15 protein-coding genes are annotated in these 17,476 nt (G+C 38.8%); 12 read left to right on the forward strand and 3 right to left on the reverse strand.

The window, feature by feature from the left end; translation table 11 throughout:
• Positions 1-40 precede the first annotated feature (40 nt).
• From B2107_RS03230 to dusB, 12 genes are all read left to right on the forward strand, one after another.
• Entirely contained in the window at positions 41-1,444 is a 1,404-nt protein-coding gene (locus B2107_RS03230; protein ID WP_293953066.1) for an anthranilate synthase component I family protein, read from the forward strand.
• Complete coding sequence (locus B2107_RS03235) at positions 1,441-1,734, forward strand: isochorismate pyruvate-lyase (protein WP_293882078.1); 294 nt, start codon at positions 1,441-1,443, stop codon at positions 1,732-1,734. Before B2107_RS03230 ends, B2107_RS03235 begins: the two co-directional genes overlap by 4 nt.
• Complete coding sequence (locus tag B2107_RS03240) at positions 1,721-2,296, forward strand: anthranilate synthase component II (RefSeq protein ID WP_293953067.1); 576 nt, start codon at positions 1,721-1,723, stop codon at positions 2,294-2,296. Before B2107_RS03235 ends, B2107_RS03240 begins: the two co-directional genes overlap by 14 nt.
• Before the next feature lie 11 nt (positions 2,297-2,307).
• Positions 2,308-3,090 carry an indole-3-glycerol phosphate synthase TrpC gene (gene trpC / locus B2107_RS03245; protein WP_293953069.1) on the forward strand — a complete coding sequence of 261 codons (783 nt, stop codon included), beginning with the start codon at positions 2,308-2,310 and terminating at the stop codon, positions 3,088-3,090.
• Between the two features lie 33 nt (positions 3,091-3,123).
• Positions 3,124-3,669 (forward strand): RNA polymerase sigma-70 factor, encoded by a 546-nt coding sequence (locus B2107_RS03250; protein WP_293953071.1) that lies wholly within the window; start codon positions 3,124-3,126, stop codon positions 3,667-3,669.
• A 49-nt stretch (positions 3,670-3,718) separates the two neighbouring features.
• Entirely contained in the window at positions 3,719-4,357 is a 639-nt protein-coding gene (locus B2107_RS03255; RefSeq protein ID WP_293953073.1) for a hypothetical protein, read from the forward strand.
• A 145-nt stretch (positions 4,358-4,502) separates the two neighbouring features.
• Positions 4,503-5,591 carry a DUF4374 domain-containing protein gene (locus B2107_RS03260; RefSeq protein ID WP_293953075.1) on the forward strand — a complete coding sequence of 363 codons (1,089 nt, stop codon included), beginning with the start codon at positions 4,503-4,505 and terminating at the stop codon, positions 5,589-5,591.
• Positions 5,592-5,704: 113 nt separating this feature from the next.
• A complete protein-coding gene (locus tag B2107_RS03265) occupies positions 5,705-8,095 on the forward strand; it encodes a TonB-dependent receptor (protein WP_293953077.1) in 2,391 nt (796 codons plus the stop codon).
• A gap of 25 nt (positions 8,096-8,120) precedes the next feature.
• Positions 8,121-9,377, forward strand: a complete 1,257-nt coding sequence (locus B2107_RS03270) for a DUF4374 domain-containing protein (protein WP_293953079.1) — start codon at positions 8,121-8,123, stop codon at positions 9,375-9,377.
• A 67-nt stretch (positions 9,378-9,444) separates the two neighbouring features.
• Positions 9,445-10,578, forward strand: coding sequence for a PepSY-associated TM helix domain-containing protein (locus B2107_RS03275; RefSeq protein WP_293953081.1), 1,134 nt, complete (start codon positions 9,445-9,447; stop codon positions 10,576-10,578).
• Positions 10,579-10,606: 28 nt separating this feature from the next.
• The gene (locus B2107_RS03280) at positions 10,607-13,048 is read left to right on the forward strand and encodes an outer membrane beta-barrel family protein (protein ID WP_293953083.1); all 2,442 of its coding nucleotides are present in this window, start codon (positions 10,607-10,609) and stop codon (positions 13,046-13,048) included.
• A gap of 66 nt (positions 13,049-13,114) precedes the next feature.
• Complete coding sequence (dusB, locus tag B2107_RS03285) at positions 13,115-14,110, forward strand: tRNA dihydrouridine synthase DusB (RefSeq protein ID WP_293953085.1); 996 nt, start codon at positions 13,115-13,117, stop codon at positions 14,108-14,110.
• A gap of 60 nt (positions 14,111-14,170) precedes the next feature.
• On the opposite strand, the gene B2107_RS03290 is transcribed toward dusB, so the two are convergent.
• The 3 genes from B2107_RS03290 to B2107_RS03300 form a co-directional block, all read right to left on the reverse strand.
• On the reverse strand, positions 14,171-15,673 hold the full coding sequence (locus B2107_RS03290; RefSeq protein WP_312332398.1) for a lipopolysaccharide biosynthesis protein: 1,503 nt from the start codon (positions 15,671-15,673) through the stop codon (positions 14,171-14,173).
• Positions 15,674-15,678: 5 nt separating this feature from the next.
• Positions 15,679-15,960: an acylphosphatase gene (locus B2107_RS03295; protein WP_293953087.1), complete on the reverse strand. Its 282-nt coding sequence runs from the start codon at positions 15,958-15,960 to the stop codon at positions 15,679-15,681.
• A 118-nt stretch (positions 15,961-16,078) separates the two neighbouring features.
• Positions 16,079-17,254 (reverse strand): amidohydrolase family protein, encoded by a 1,176-nt coding sequence (locus B2107_RS03300; RefSeq protein ID WP_293953089.1) that lies wholly within the window; start codon positions 17,252-17,254, stop codon positions 16,079-16,081.
• Positions 17,255-17,476: the final 222 nt, after the last annotated feature.

The raw sequence follows: 17,476 nt of genomic DNA on the forward strand, positions 1-17,476 counted from the left end.
TTTATGCATAAATTTACAACAAGAAGATAAGACACAAAAAATGAAGTATACATTCAAAACAAAAAGCAGAAAGTTGCTTGCGGATACAACTACGCCAGTGAGCATCTATCTTCGTCTAAGAGATATCTTTCCAAACTCATTGCTATTGGAAAGCTCCGACTATCATAGCCGCGACAATAACATTAGCTACATCTGTTGCCAGCCAATTGCCGGGATCCAGCTCGATGAAAAAGAGCTAACGCTTACCTATCCCAACAGCGAGCGTACCGTAAAAAATGCGAAGGAAATCGAATTACGTCAGGAAGTATCCGATTTTAGAAACTCCTTCGAAGACCATACAATCGCCGAACTTAACCTCATTTCCAATGGCTTATTTGGATATTTCACCTTCGATTGTATCGAACACTTTGAAGATATCAAACTGACCACTTCGCCAGATCCGGCGCGGAAAATACCATTTATGCAATATCATATCTACAAATATGTTATTGCTATTGACCACTTCCGAAACCAACTCTACATCTTTGAACACCTGCTGGATGACGAAGAATCAGAACTCGAAAGAATGCAATTTCTAATTCAGAACAAAAACTTTCCTGAATATTCCTTTAAACTTGCCGGTGAAGAAAGCTCCAATCGTACCGATGAAGAGCACCGTCAGTTGGTCAAGAAAATGAAAGAACATATCCAACGTGGCGATGTTTTTCAGATTGTTCCATCCAGAGGGTTTAAAACACCGTTCTCTGGTGATGAATTCAATGTCTATCGTGCATTGCGATCCATCAATCCCTCACCTTACCTTTTCTATTTCGATTACGGTGATTTTAAACTTTTCGGATCCTCGCCAGAAGCGCAATTACGCATTCACGGAAAACAGGCAACCATCTTCCCCATTGCAGGAACATTCAAACGTACGGGCAACATGGAGGAAGATCAGAAAATTGCCTCTAGACTCAAAGAAGATCCAAAGGAAACTTCTGAACACGTTATGCTTGTCGATCTTGCCCGCAATGACTTAAGTAGACATTGTACACAAGTTAAAGTTGAGTCCTACATGGAACCGCAATATTACTCCCATATTATCCATCTGGTCTCCAAAGTAACGGGCAGATTGAAAGATAACATCAATCCGTTTGACATTGTAGGCGATACATATCCCGCCGGAACATTGTCGGGGGCACCAAAACATATGGCGCTGACCTTAATCGATCGCTATGAAGGATTGCAACGTTCTTTTTATTCCGGTGCAATTGGATTTATGGGTTTTAACGGAGACTTTAATCACGCCATTATGATTCGTTCCTTCCTAAGCAAACAAAACACCTTACATTACCAAGCAGGCGGTGGTATTGTTCTCGATTCAGATCCTGAAATGGAACTTCAAGAAGTAAATAACAAAATCGCTGCATTGCGAAAAGCACTACAACTAGCAGAAACATTATGATCAGACCATTGGAATACTGCGTCGATAAGCATCATATCCGCACGTCAATAGATACCATTGATAACCGCATTGTGGAGCTATTGGCCCTGCGAAAATCCTATATTGACAAAGGCAAATCGCTAGACGATGAGCAAGCAGAAGAACAGCCACCAATTCGGAATTTAAACAATCATTATGGGGTACTAGCAAAAAAATTTAATTTGCCTACTGAATTTATTCAATCCATATTCCAAGAAATTGAACATTACATTCATCAAGATTTTATAGCAAAAGGTTATGAGCAACAATAAAATAGTCGTTATAGATAACTACGATTCATTCACGTACAACTTAGTCCATTTATTACAGGAGTTAGATCAAGAGTATGTTGTATGGAGAAATGATAAGTTTAAACTGGAAGATATTGATGCTTTCGATAAGATACTTCTTTCCCCCGGTCCTGGTATTCCGGAAGAAGCAGGGCTACTGCTTGATGTCATCCGCACCTATGCCCCGCACAAAAGTATATTGGGTATTTGCTTAGGCCAACAGGCTATTGCGGAGATATTTGGAGGCACACTGTTCAATATGGAGAAACCCTTACATGGCGTGGCAACAAATATCACCGTTACTGATGAATCGGAAAAGCTATTCCAAGACTTCCCAAAAGATTCGAAAATTGGACGCTACCACTCTTGGGCCGTAAGTAAAAATACATTACCGACATGCCTTAAGGTAACAGCAGTTGATGAGAATGGCATTATTATGGCCTTAACCCATACTGAATACGATGTTAGGGGGATGCAATTCCATCCAGAATCTGTACTGACTACAAATGGTAAGAAATTAATTCAAAATTGGTTGGGAATCTAAAACCTAAAAAAATGACTATACTTGATAAAATCATTGAACGAAAAAAAGTAGAAGTAGAAAAAGCAAAAGCACTAGTTCCGTTGGAACAGCTATTAAACTACCCCTATTTCAGTGTAGCTTGTCTTTCACTGAGAGAATCTATTCTTGATCCTGAAAAAACAGGAATCATCGCCGAGTATAAAAGAGCATCACCATCAAAAGGAGACATCAACAATACTGCTGCGGTTGAAGATGTTGTTAAGGCATACGAGGAGGCAGGTGCTTCAGCAGTGTCTGTCCTTACTGACGGAGAGTTTTTCAAAGGAAATTTAACGGATCTATCGAAAGCCCGTGAAGCAATCAGTATCCCTATCTTAAGAAAAGAATTTATCGTGGATAAATATCAAATTACTGAAGCTAAGGCCTATGGTGCAGACGTCATCCTTTTAATCGCTGCATGCCTGAAAAAGGAAGAAGTACAGGAATTCGCAGCATATGCTAAACAAATTGGTTTAAATGTCTTGCTAGAAGTACACAATGAACAGGAACTATTAGATAATCTGTTCGAGGAAATTGATGCAATTGGCGTCAATAACCGAAACCTGAAAGACTTTTCAGTGGATCTTCAACATTCTTATGATCTTTTAAACCAGATTCCAACAGAATATATCAAGGTATCGGAGAGCGGCATATCGGATCCCGCAACCATAAAAAACCTTAAAAAGGCTGGTTTTCAAGGCTTTTTAATTGGTGAAAATTTCATGAAAACCACGGATCCAGGACAAGCGATTAAAGATTTTGTAAAAGAAGTTTAGAATTATTTAAAACGAATCTAAATAAGACTATCTTTGCGTCAGAATAAGCTGATCACTGATATTTTGGAAAAGAAGTTTTTTATTATAGATAAAGCAGGTTTTGAGCAAATATATCTTCAATACTGGGAAGGTATGTTTGCCTTTTGCCTGAGCAGTATCAAGGATGAAGAACACTCCAAGGAAATTGTACAGGATGTTTTCAAATCGCTATGGGAACGGCGTGATGAGCTTCGTCTCATCGAGGTTGAACGGTATCTGATCAGATCGGTAAAGCTCAAAACATTTGAATACATTCGCAATAAAGTATCCCGCCAGCAACACCTGGACAACATTTCAAATACGCGGGAAGAACATTACATAGATAATTCACTGATTGCCGACGAACTTGCTAAGAAAATATCAATGCTAATCGATAGTCTGCCCAAACAATGTAAAAATGTTTTTCGCATGAGCAGAGAACAGGGGCTCACCAACAAGGAAATTGCGCATAAACTCTACATTTCAGAAAGAGCGGTAGAATATCATATTTCACGAGCATTAAAAACATTAAAAACAGAACTAACGGAATATATATCCTAAATTTAGCTATAAAAAAGAAATCCTGTACTTTTGTCAGGAAGTATATCATATGAAAATAGACCATAAACTCATCGAGAAATATCATTTAGGTCAATGCTCTCCCGCAGAAAAAACTCTTGTGGAAGAATGGTTGTTGGATGATACCCTCGAGTCGGAGCCCTTGTCTATTTCCACCACAAAAAAAGCAAAATTAGAAACGGATATCTGGGCTGAGCTGAGCAGTCATATTGTTCAGTCCGAGGTCACGCAAACAGTTCCCTCTAAAACATATCATTTTAAATATATTGGAATAGCAGCCAGTATGGTATTTTTACTCTGTTTAGGTTTTTATCAACTCAGTAAGGATGCCGAAAATACTGCCGCCATCTTTGATAACAGAACGAGTGCTGGATTGAAGTATATTAACCAGAATAGTTATAATATCATATTGGGTAAAAATGCATGGGCTGAGATCAATACGGATACCGGTGAATTCAAAACCTCAGGCAATATGATGTTCATTCCCAAAAAAGATTTTGCCTTTAGCTTTTCTGGCACAGAAAACAAGAGAAAATTCAGACATGGCGAAACCTATTTTGTATTGCAACCGAAAAAAAATGGCAAGCAGGTAATAATTTCCAAATCGGAACTTACTTTTTTAGCCCCTACCATCCAACACGAACTGAAAGTCCAATTTAATATCATCTAAATAAGAAGAACTTCAATTAGTCCATACACTCATGCTATCCTACCGCTTAACACTATTCTTATCCTTGTTTTTACTCCACTTAGTAATAAGCTGTAGAACGGAAGATGGGGGCAAAAATATCGACGGGAAGTTTAGTCTCTATACGATGAATAAAGATCTCAGAAATACGATCATCACCTCAAATACAATCGATAGTGGAAATCTAACCATTTCAAAAAATGGCATCGACATTCCAACACAACAATTCGATCGAAGCATCATCGTTAAGGACAGGCATTTTTATTTTTTAAGAGCGGGAAAGTTCAGAAAATATTCACTAGGATCAAATGGTTTAAAGGAAATTGCACAATTGGCTATGCAAGATCAGCATATTGAAAATATAAACTGGCTTGATCGAGACACATTGCTCCTATTTACTTCAGACAACAATACAAACCGTCAGTTATGGGTCTATAAAATTACGGTCAACGATTTCAAAATCAACCAACAGCAACAGATAAAACTGTCCACGGCAGCAGCCGATTTTAATGTTCTTTCCATCGGCTTTAGCACAATACATCAACACCAGTTGCTGGTTGGTTATACCTTTAATAAAGTAATAAACGAAACTGATTTTACCACAATAGACACACTCTATGTCGCTACATTGGATAAAACCACTTTCAAATTAGAAAATATAAAAAAAGATACACGATCTACTTACCCCGGAGGATTAAATACTGTTCAATCTTACAGCTTTCATGACGAGAATGGCAATTTTTATTTTATGTCCTGCCCCGGTATAGCACTCGGCAACAGGCCATCAAAACCTACCGCAATTTTTAGAATAGACAGTAATTCCACGCACATAAACCCTACTTATTTTTTTAATTTAACAGCGAACACGCGCAATCATGCGTATGGCATGTGGTATTTGGGCAACAGTCAGGCTATCATCCGTAGTGAACGTAGAGATCGCTACACCGACTTTAGTGATCACCATTCCACCTATCAATTCGAGTACTATGTGGTCGATCTTATCAGCCGAACTACCAAAAAATTAAATCTTCCCCTTGACAAGGGAACACGCAAAGAATCCGTTCTCGTTGAAAATGGGAAAGCCTATATCGCGATAGATGATGTTAAGGATCAGCATCAAGTTTGGGTCTATGATATCAAATCAAAAAGCATTCAGGTTGGTCTTACCTTAGATCAAGCGACCGATTTTATTGTTAGAATAGACCGATTACATTAATTTGCCATTGATAATCAATGCATTAAAAAATAATCATTTTTATTTACTTTTTTGACCTTCGGTAGATTTAGAGTTACGCAACTTATCTATGTGTAATTAATCTAAATAAAGTAATGTCAAAATATAAAATAGTATGGTTATTGTTTTTACTAATCATATCCTTTCCTTCACACGCCCAACAATTAACCGAAATCAAAGGTAGTGTTATCAATACATCAAACGAACCTATTCCTGGGGCAACCATTTTCCTATCTGGCACAAAGAAAGGAGCCAAAGCAGACAAAAATGGTTTTTTCAAAATAAGCGGAATTTCTTTCGGTAATCATCAGGTTACGATTTCCGCGGTCGGATATCAGACCATCAATCGGCCAATGACCTGTACGAAAGGTGTTATTGATCTATTTGAAATACAGATGATCCCGGATCAAAAAATCATGGCGGAGGTTGAAGTGATAGGTCGATCCACTGCAGGTGAAGTAACACGACAACCTTACAACGTCTCCGCAATAGATGCAAAAAAGCTTTACAATACGACTTTAGATATCGGTCAGGCACTAAATAGAGTCTCGGGCGTACGTTTGAGAGAATCTGGCGGTGTAGGATCAAATATGTCTTTTAGTATCAATGGATTTTCCGGTAATCAGGTCAAGTTATTTTTGGATGGTATTCCAATGGACAATTTTGGTTCTTCATTTCAACTGAATAATATCCCGATCAATTTTGCCGAACGTGTGGAAGTGTACAAAGGTGTTGTTCCGGTATGGCTAGGTGGCGATGCCCTAGGTGGTGCTGTGAATATTGTCACCAAAAATGACCCTGGAAAATACCTTGATGCTTCTTATTCTTATGGATCCTTTAATACACATAAAACTGCGGTAAACGCAGGATACATCTCCAATAACGGATTAACAATGACCTTGTCAGCCTTCCAAAATTATTCGGACAACAATTACTGGGTGAATGTGCGGACGGCTGATTTTGAAACCGGAAAATATACCAAAGGAAGAAGAAGGCGTTTTCATGATACCTACCGAAATGAAACCATGGTTTATAATATCGGAGTCTCCAACAAGAACTATGCAGATCAGCTTCTTTTTGGAATAACACTGGGAGCAAACAAAAAAGAAATCCAGACCGGAAACCACATGGACGATGTTTATGGTGGCAGGGAAGCCCTGGGAAATATCATCCAACCCAGTGTAAAATACATCAAAAAAGATCTATTTGTAAAGGGGCTAGATGTCAACATATTTGGTCGATACAACCTCGGTAAAGAACGCAGTCTGGATACAGTGAACAGAAGATTCACCTGGTCCGGAGAGAGTGAACCCAAAGATAAAAATAACCCTAATGCTCCAGGCGGAGAAAACGAACTACGCGATTATCGTTTCAACAATAACAATGGCAACTTCATTGCCAATCTCTCCTATGCGATCAATGAAAAACACCACTTTATGGTCAATCACCTATTCACAACGTTTGACCGCAAAGGAAAAGATAAATATTACCCAGATCTCGAAATTAACAAGTTGCCACGGAAAACCACAAAAAATATAACTACATTAGGTTATCGTACCAGCATAGCCGATCAATGGGATTTAAATGTATTTGTAAAAAATTACAATCAAAAAGGTAAATACTTTGAAGAAGTCAGGAAAAATGAAAGCTACAAAAATGTAGAAACGACGGTCAATAAATTAGGCTATGGATTTGCGGCTTCCTACTTTGTGAATACAACCCTACAATTGAAAGCGTCCTATGAGAAAGCTACCAGATTACCTGAAAACAACGAATTATTTGGCGATGCGCAGGATCTCAGCGCAAATCCAACGCTTAAACCAGAAAATAGCCATAACATCAATATCGGCCTCTCCTACACAAAAAAATGGAATGAGGATAACCATATCATTATAGATGCTAACTATACCTATAGAAATGCAACTGATTTTATAAGACTCTACATCAGCCCACTAAACTCAAACAATAAGAGAGAAAGTAAATACCTCAATTTAAGGAGTGTACTCAATAATGGGGTCGATCTGAATGTAAAATATTTCTATAAAAATCGGTTTTCTATCGGTGGCAATCTAACCTACCAAAATATACTCAATAATACGAAGTTTGAGCCCGGTCAAGTTGTAGAGAGCAGCGTCTACAAGGATCGTATGCCTAATATACCGTATTTATATGGGAATGTGGATGCCGCCTATTATTTGCACCACTTCGGAGGTAAACACAATACATTGACGATCGGTTACAACCTCCAATATATCCATGCTTTCTTTTTGGATTTTCCAAGTTTAGGCACACCAGCACAGCGTTTCATTATCCCCAAACAACTATCCCATGATGTCAACATTGTCTATGCAATGGCTTCGGGGAAATACAATGTTGCGCTGGAATGTAATAACCTAACCGACGCAACACGATACGACAATTTCGAAATGCAGAAACCGAGTCGGTCTTTCAATGTCAAACTCAGATACTTTATACGTCAAAAATAACACACAATTTATTAAATAACTCAAAATGAAAAAGTCAAATTACTTCAGATTGCTTACAGTAGCCTGTAGCGTATTAGCTATTACCGCATGCTCCAAGGACAAACCTGTCGAAGGCGGAGAAGATCCGGGAAACTCGAAAAAAAAGGAAAAATTTGTCTTTATCGTAACTGGCCAAGGGAGTTCCGAGTCAGGTTCATCAGGTACGTACATTGTTACTACGGATGATGTTAGCCAAGGTAATTTAAGTATTGTAGGTAACGGCATGCTTGCAACAGAGTTCTCTTTTATCAATCAAAACAATCATGTTTTTGGCCTAACATACGGTGGACAAGGTCCTATCACTCCTTATACTATCGATGCCAAAGGCGATCTGCAAAGACTTAAAGATGATCAAGTAAACGCCGAAACCGCAGGTATCTTTGGCACTTATGGTGATAAAAATGTGATTTTAGGGACAACTAACAGAAGTATGGCAAATCCTGTCGCCACACTACGAAATTATGATGCGCAAAATTTCTCCATCGCCAACAAAAATACGGTCGATCTTTCCAAAGTATTAGGAGGTAACCGTATGGCGATCTGGACAGGTGTATTTCAAGTAGGTAATAAGGTGTATATTCCTTTCCAATCCGGAGATGGTTCAGATAACTGGGGTGGAGATTTTACGACGACAGATACGACCTATATCGGTATCTTCTCTTACCCTGAACTTAAATTTGAAAAAACAATCCGTGATGGACGAGGTTCCCATATAGGGAACTGGTTTGCTCAACAAGGTTTAGCAGTAGACGATCAAGGTGATGCATATGTTTGGTTCTCGGCAAATGAAGCATCATTGCCCACAAAAAACAAATCTGGATTCCTGAGAATCAAAAAGGGGACAGATGAATTTGATAAAGACTATTATTTCGATATCGAATCTCTTGGAAAGGGCAAAATAGCAAGGGGTAGTTATCTTAAAGACAATAAATTTTTAATGACGATCTATAATAAAGGCGAACAAGCTGAAGGTATCGGCGGTGGTCTTGTCAAATTGTATATCGTTGATATACAAACAAAAAAAATGACAGAACTCTTAGAGATTCCTGCACATGAACAACAGGGATACAAAGATGTCGTCTATGTTGACAAAGGTGGCGCTCAGGCTTACTATACCTGTCAGGATAAAGACGACAAACAATATTATACCTACATCATCGATATCAACAACGCTACAGCAAAAAGAGGATTGAAGTTTACTGGTATATCCCAAGTATCATCAATGAGCAAAATCAGCTATTAATCATCATCAATCATCCGATCTGCCAAACAACATGTACAGATCGGATGATAAAAAACCGTTTCTCATTATGCTTAGTAAAATTAATGCCTGGCTACACCTTTGGTTAGGAATCGCTGCGGGTATTCCAGTTATCATTTTAGGCATTACAGGCTGCGTACTTGTGTTTGAACATGACATCAAAGAATTGACTACAAACTATATACAGGTCGCAGCGCAGAAATCAGAAGAACAGCTCCCTCCATCTGCGATATATACATCTGTTAAAGCGACTCTTCCTGAGTATGAAATTGCGAGTGCCTGGTATTATGGACTTGATAAATCAGTTAAAGTCACCCTAGATCATTCTGACAGTCTTGTCTATGTAAACCCTTACACAGCCGAACTACTTGCGATCGTCAACCATGAGGATTTTTTCCATTTCATGGATGAAGGGCATCGTCATCTTTGGATGCCACAAAAAATAGGCAGGCAAGTCGTTGGCTGGAGCACTCTAATCTTTTTCATACTACTGCTCACCGGCCTAGTATTATGGTGGCCAAAGAAATGGAACCGCAGATCGAGAGAACAGAGCTTTACCATCAAATGGAAAGCAAAATTCAAACGTATCAATTATGACCTTCACAACGTATTGGGTTTCTATTCACTAACAATCGCATTTGTCATGTGCTTTACGGGGCTCATTATGAGTTTTCCATGGATTCGAAGTTCTGTCGTTTGGATGGCGGGAGGCTATCCCAACAAACCAAAAACGGAAAAGAATAATAAACCTGAACTTCCGGATCAGCCACTAAATGACGCGCTAGCTGTCGCAGACCAAATTTGGTATAAGGTACGCCATGAGTATGCAAAGTATAACAAAGAGGCGGTTATTGTGCATTATCCTGAACCTGACGAAAAAACGGTATCAGCATGTACAGATATGGAAGGCGGCACCTGGCGAGATCTCAATTTCGATCGAAATACACTTGAACTTACAGGCCGGAAACAAGGCCCCATTGATGAAGCCAATGCAGCAGAATGGTTGATGCGATCCAACTATGCGCTTCATACGGGTTTTATTGGTGGAATGACAACCAAAATCATCTACTTTGTTGCCTCACTTGTATGCGCGACTTTACCTATCACAGGATTTTACATCTGGTGGGGAAAGAAAAGAAAAACGATAAAAAAAACGAAACGCACTCCATTAGCAACACCCTAAATTTTAGCAATACCGTAACTATACCATTATGCTCTACTTCAATCGTCATATCTTTAGTCTACTATTAATTTGCACAGTATACAGTAGCTTTGCCCAAAAAAACAGCCACATCAAAGGTCAAATTATCGGTGAAGATAAGCAGGCAATTCCGTATGTGAATATCAGCCTCCATCAAGCGAAAGACAGCACATTAACAAAAACTATTGTCGCAGATAGTACCGGACATTTTATTTTCCGTGACACAAAGGCCGGCCGTTATTATATAAAAGTAAAAAGCATCACGCACAAAGAGACCTTTAGTCCACATTTCAGTTTGGACGAACAACTCGTAGGATACGACCTTGGTCAGATTGTACTGCTAACAAATAACGAGTACTTAGCTGAGGTACTTGTGGTACGCAAAAAGCAATTTATTGAACAGCAACGGGATAAACTAGTATTTAATATTGAAAACTCCATGCTTGCGGAGGGAAATAACGGACTTGAACTGCTCAACAAGCTACCGGGTGTAGTTGCAGATGACAACGGAACATTATTCATTAAAGGGAAATCAGACGCAACGGTAATGATCAATGGAAAACTGACTTATCTTTCTGGTGACCAATTGGCCAATCTATTGCGTAGCACATCTTCCATTGATATCAGCAAAATTGAAGTCATGACCAATCCTAGTGCCAAAGAAGATGCGGCCGGGTCGGCCGGAATCATCAACATTATTTTGAAAAAAGGAATAAGAGAAGGATGGAATGGTTCTATTTCTCTCAATGGCGGTGCAGGCCGAGGGCCGCATTTTGGCGGAGGTATTAATCTTAATTACCGCACTGAAAAACTAAATGTATTTGGAATCTATAATCAGTATCATCAAAACCTTGAATACTTTAATTCCCTCACACGCTACTTCTATACGGATCAAGGCACCCGCCCCGAATCGTATACACAACAGGAAAATAAGATACAACCCAAACTTCGATCTAATAACTTTAGAGCTGGTATAGATTACAACATAGATTCCAGACAAACACTTGGAGTGCTTATTAATGGCGGATTCGGCAAATACCCGAAGTATGAACCCACGACAAATAACTTTAGTACCGTTGACAATAATCGATTAATATGGTCTTCATCTACGATAACGGAAGGGAAAGAACGTTGGCGGGATATGCTTTATAATTTCAACTACGGCATTAAGTTTAATGAGACAGGGCACGAATTAAAAATCGATCTTGATCTTATAGATCATTATTCCAAAATGGATCAACAACTGAACACAAATTATTTAAAAGCAGATGGCACTCCGCTCGACCGGCCTTCGTCACGTCGAGGCGACATCCCCTCAGACAATAAAGTATATGTTGCCAAACTAGATTATATACACCCGCTGGCCCATGCCTATCGACTGGAGGCAGGCTGGAAAGCCAGTCATGTCCGCACAGAAAATGACCTACATTACGATACCTTACAAAATGACCAATATGTCGCTGACCTGACAACGAGCAATCATTACATTTACAAAGAAACCATACAGGCAGGCTATATTAATCTTTCCAAAAGTTGGAAAAAAATTTCGGCTCAGGTTGGTTTGCGAGGAGAATATACACATACATCAGGCCATCAAATCACGCTGAATGAACACGTTGAAAAATCCTGTTTCAAGCTATTTCCATCAGCATTTCTAACTTACGCAGTCGATGAAAAAAACAAATTACAGACAAGTTATAGTTATCGTGTTCAGAGACCCTCTTTTTGGGACCTCAATCCATTTCGTGTATACACCGATCCGTTTTCCTATACGGAGGGCAATGCCCGTCTGAACCCGGCATATGAACATGCATTTGAGCTGGGCTATACTTTTTCCAATAAATATATTTTCACACTGAATTATGCTTCACGAACAGACGTTGTCAACGACATTCTAGGAAGGGATTTATCCAATCCGTATATAACTTACGAACGGCCAGAGAATATCGGCTCATTCAAAAACTTTGGAATTTCTTTTATCGCTCCGACTCAATTGACAAGTTGGTGGTCAGCCACGCACTTCACAAACTACTATCGTAATGAATATGAAATTCCGCAGGGCGGCATACTGATTAGCCGCAAAGGCAATACGCTGACCCTGAATAGCCAGAATACAATCAAACTACCGAACGACTGGTCCATAGAAGTGGGCGGAAGCTATACCTCCGGATTGACGACAGGGTTAAGCCAGATCAAGAGCTATGGCCAGTTATACAGCGGAATTCAAAAGAACATTCTCAATAAAAAAGCTTCTGTTAAACTGGTGGTAAATGATATTTTTAGGACTAACAGTCGCCGATACGAAACAGTTTCTTCAACAATTTGGCTTAATGGGAGATCAAATCCCGACAGCAGGACAGCCATCCTATCTTTCAATTATCGCTTTGGAGGCGCTGGAATCTTGAACAGTCAACGTTCAACAAGCTCCGAAGAAATCAAAAGTCGACTCTAAACTCCTGACAGTTCGCTAACTTTATACTAACACCAAATTTTGTACCTTTGTAAAAAATTATCGAAGATGTCGGTCAAGATTGGTGAAAATATTGATTTGGGTGAATTCCCGTTGCTATTAGCTCCTATGGAGGATGTAAGTGATCCCCCGTTTCGTTACGTGTGCAAACAAAATGGGGTTGATTTAATGTATACTGAATTTATTTCATCCGAAGGGCTAATTCGTGATGCTGCCAAATCTGTTCAAAAGCTAGATATTTTTGAATATGAACGACCTATTGGTATCCAGATCTTCGGCGGTGATATCGAAAGCATGCGTCAATCGGCTGAAATCTGCGCAAAAGCAGGACCTAATTTAATTGACATCAATTATGGTTGTCCTGTAAAAAAAGTGGTCTGCAAAGGTGCTGGCTCATCCCTTTTACAGGATATTGATAAAATGGTTGCCATGACCAAAGCTGTTGTTGAAGCTACTGATTTACCCGTAACGGTGAAAACACGCCTTGGATGGGATGACAATACAAAAAATGTGTATGAGGTTGCTGAAAGATTACAAGATGTCGGCATCAAAGCACTTGCTATTCATGGACGTACGCGTGCACAATTGTATAAAGGACAAGCAGACTGGTCCATGATTCGCGATATCAAACGCAATCCGCGGATCAAGATCCCAATTTTCGGTAATGGCGATGTCGATTCTGTCGAAAAAGCAGCAGCTTGGCGCCAAGAGTTTGAAGTGGATGGCATCATGATTGGCCGTGCAGCAATCGGATACCCTTGGATCTTCAGAGAAATCAAACATTTTTTCAATACTGGGGAACGTCTTGAAGGACCTACCATTGCCGAACGCGTCGAAGTTTGCAGAACCCATTTGAACAAATCCATCGAATGGAAAGGTGACAAATTAGGTATTTTTGAAATGCGTAGACATTATGCGAATTACTTCAAAGGAATTCCTAATTTTAAAGAGTATCGAATGAAATTGGTCAGTTTGCAGCGCCAGGCTGAAATTTTAGAGGTACTGCATGAGATTGAAAATTCCTTCATTCCCGAAGGAGTCTAAAAAAGAAGCAAGGCAATAATGATAAAACTATTGCCTTGTTTGTAAGATGTATAAATAAGACTATTTTCGTCTTAACAACTCCATCAACCGATTCTTTTCAAGCATAAAAGTGACGCCTAATAATAACAATAACATCCCATTGCCTATCCAAATGTTATTATGAAAAACTTGAAAGCTCATGCAGGAAATCAGAAGCCCTACCCCAAGATAAATGGCAATTTTTATCAATTTATAAGGTATAGGATAATACATTTGACCCCAGTACAGTGAAAATCCAATCATCACCAAGTACACCACTGTCGTAGATAAAACAGCCCCAACATAGGAATACACCGGAATTAGCCAAACATTCAGCATAATCGTTAATAAAGCTCCTATTCCTGAAATATAAAGTGCATATCGTGTCTGGTCTGTCAACTTGTACCAAATCGATAGGTTCATATATATCCCTAGCAGGACATAGTTAAACAGTAGAATTGGAACAATTTTAAGTCCGGTCCAGTAGACAGCAACCTCCGATTCATTTCCTTTAATGAAGTACTTAAGCCAATCGAGATTGACTGTTAGTCCAACCATTGCAATGACCATCAAAATAACAAAATACTCCATGATGAGTGCATAGGTTTTTGATGCATTCTGATTTTTCGAATACGAAAAGAAAAATGGTTCTGCCCCTAGCCTAAAAGCCGTAACAAATAAGCTTAGAAACACGGCCAATTTAGCAACCGCACCATAGATTCCTAATTCGTCTTTCCCAGTCTTTCCAGGCAACAATTTTAGAAAGAACATCTTGTCTAGATTCTCATTAATAATAAACGAAATATTAGCCACTAAAATTGGGAAGCTATACATTAACATTTCATTCAGTAATTTTCGATCTAGATTAAATCGGAAAGTTAGCAATTCAGGCAGAAGTAGGATTAATGTAACAACGCTCGCGAAAAGATTGGAAATAAAGACATAGCCAATCCAACCTTCTTTAAACCATGTTCCGGCAAAATCAGCCCAAAAGCTATACTGGTGAATCCAATCAGGCAAGAAATAAATGAAGAACAGGTTTGAAATCACCGTAACTCCAATATTAACAAATTTTAGGGCGCTATATTTATAGGGCCTTCCCTCAGCGCGAAGTTTTGTAAATGGTATGACAGCAAGCGCATCAGCAACAAGAATAAAAGCGAAATATTTAATGTATCGCTCATAAAGATCAACATCACCGCCATCTGCAAACCACGCTGCAATGGGCCGAGTAAATACAAAGACAGATAACAATAGAATAAGCGAAGTGACTAAAGTAATAAAGAAACTATTATTATAAACTTTAGATCTATCTTGCGTTTCGACTTTTTGCAAATAGCGAAAATATGTCGTTTCCATACCAAATGCCAGTACAGCATTCAACATAGACATCCAGGCATAAAAGTTAGAATAGATGCCGTAGACTGCGGCATCTTTAAATTTTCGCAGATAAAGCGGCGTCATCAAAAATCCTATCATTCTTGAAACGATAGTCGTTATACCATAGATGAAGGTATCGCTGAGAAATTTTTTGATCGTAGACACTGGGCTTAAGATTGAACTCTTTTAACTACTTCAAAATTGGAAAAGCCTTTCATTTCGCCTTCCTCTATTTCTACACTTTCAACAACCGCACCCTCTGGACCCTCCTTGCAGAACTCCAAAAGTGAATCAAGTGAAAATTCGTCACCCTCAGCCTCAATATAGACAGAACCGTCTTTTAAATTGACCACGAAGCCCCTCACACCAACTTGATCAGCAACTGCCTTAGTTGTTAATCTAAAAAAGACTCGTTGTACTTTACCTCTTATTGAAATATTCAAATGTTTCATCTGTAACTTATTTTTTCTTCCATCTGTCAGATGGAGCAACCCATGACTATAATTTCATTCATATAGTCATGGGTTGTTCATTAAAAACAAAAGTACAGAAGTTTTGGGGAATAAAATACTAGACTAAGCGTTTTACCTTCACATCATCAGTTAAGCGCATATGTTCCATCCCCTGCAGCAAAACAACACCTGGCTTTTTACCCACCTCCAACGATCCATATTCGTCCTGAATATTTAACGCAATAGCGCCATTAATCGTGGCCCATTGGATAGTCTGTAAGAAATCAAGATCCTCGAAGTGTGCATGTAACACCTTTAGTTCCTCCAGAATGGACAAGGTATCGTTGGAAGCTAAACTATCGGTTCCGATCACAATACGTTGTCCCGAATTTAAAAAGTTCTGTATTTTAGGTAGAGTCCCCTCAATATAAAGGTTAGCTTTCGGACATAAGCACCACGTGACGTCACGACCCATACGCTCAACAAAATCAAAATCTTTTAAAGATGTATAGGTATTATGAACCAACAACAATTTATTTGGGTAAGGCAAATAAGGCAGATAAGATTGAATTGAATTTCTTGCCTGCGCTTTTATCGTATCTGCATTTTTTCCGATACTTTTATAAAAGTCTAAGAATTCGCCCATTTTATAACGGAACAACTTATTCTCTTCCTCACTTTCCTGATTATGAATACTGATAATGTTTGTTTCCGAAATTACTTTCTTGAATTTTTTAAAAAGTACTTTAGAGCAAGAATAGGGGGCATGTGGCGTGATAGACACATGGCCATTCCTAAACTCTTGGATCAGTGATTTAGCCTCCTTCAACTTAAAATCGGCTTCGTCCGGCTCAATTCCGATCACTTCTACAAATGTGTGATACAAGATTTCAGAATCGTCCTTCAATTTTGAAGAGTTATCCGTATTAGCGTGATCGCCAACTGCGACAATACCATTTTCGTACATCTCTCTGTCGGCTTTTGCCATCGCTTCATCTATTTTTTTCATCGAAGCCGAACGCGTTGTCATCACCTTACTCAAAAAGCTCGGAAGCCCTGTACCTTTAGCAACGATACCTTTCATATGCGACAATTCAATGTGACAATGCGCGTTGATGAAACCCGGAATTATAACCCCTTCGTATTTCTCGACCTGACCATTATCCATAGGTGTAAATGACGTTGGGTCAAATATACCTTGAATTACCCCCTCCTCATCTACCGCAACAATACCATCTTTTATCGGCATCGAGCTAATCGGCAGAATATAATTAGCGCTTAAATATTTTAACATATTATCTCCTCACTATCAATTTAGTAACTAAAATTTTTAGACTTGTATAAATACATACCATTAGTAGAAAAATCTATGCCAAGGTACCTAAAAAGAACAATATATACCAAAAACAACAATTTACATAAAATATTAACCAAAAAGAAATAACAACACAACCTCCCTTGTTTAATTTGTCATAAAATACTTCTTTATATCGCTTTTCAATTTTTAATCTATATA

It is taken from the genome of Sphingobacterium sp. UBA7855 (genome assembly GCA_002500745.1).
In the GTDB taxonomy this organism is placed as follows: Bacteria; Bacteroidota; Bacteroidia; order Sphingobacteriales; family Sphingobacteriaceae; genus Sphingobacterium.

Excerpts from the sequence above, each read along its gene's own strand:
- trpC (WP_293953069.1), top strand. The coding sequence starts at position 2,308 with ATGACTATACTTGATAAAATCATTGAACGAAAAAAAGTAGAAGTAGAA.
- B2107_RS03240 (WP_293953067.1), top strand. The coding sequence starts at position 1,721 with ATGAGCAACAATAAAATAGTCGTTATAGATAACTACGATTCATTCACG.
- B2107_RS03280 (WP_293953083.1), top strand. The coding sequence starts at position 10,607 with ATGCTCTACTTCAATCGTCATATCTTTAGTCTACTATTAATTTGCACA.
- B2107_RS03300 (WP_293953089.1), bottom strand. The coding sequence starts at position 17,254 with ATGTTAAAATATTTAAGCGCTAATTATATTCTGCCGATTAGCTCGATG.
- B2107_RS03275 (WP_293953081.1), top strand. The coding sequence starts at position 9,445 with ATGCTTAGTAAAATTAATGCCTGGCTACACCTTTGGTTAGGAATCGCT.
- dusB (WP_293953085.1), top strand. The coding sequence starts at position 13,115 with ATGTCGGTCAAGATTGGTGAAAATATTGATTTGGGTGAATTCCCGTTG.
- B2107_RS03255 (WP_293953073.1), top strand. The coding sequence starts at position 3,719 with ATGAAAATAGACCATAAACTCATCGAGAAATATCATTTAGGTCAATGC.
- B2107_RS03265 (WP_293953077.1), top strand. The coding sequence starts at position 5,705 with ATGTCAAAATATAAAATAGTATGGTTATTGTTTTTACTAATCATATCC.
- B2107_RS03295 (WP_293953087.1), bottom strand. The coding sequence starts at position 15,960 with ATGAAACATTTGAATATTTCAATAAGAGGTAAAGTACAACGAGTCTTT.
- B2107_RS03260 (WP_293953075.1), top strand. The coding sequence starts at position 4,503 with ATGAATAAAGATCTCAGAAATACGATCATCACCTCAAATACAATCGAT.
- B2107_RS03270 (WP_293953079.1), top strand. The coding sequence starts at position 8,121 with ATGAAAAAGTCAAATTACTTCAGATTGCTTACAGTAGCCTGTAGCGTA.
- B2107_RS03235 (WP_293882078.1), top strand. The coding sequence starts at position 1,441 with ATGATCAGACCATTGGAATACTGCGTCGATAAGCATCATATCCGCACG.
- B2107_RS03230 (WP_293953066.1), top strand. The coding sequence starts at position 41 with ATGAAGTATACATTCAAAACAAAAAGCAGAAAGTTGCTTGCGGATACA.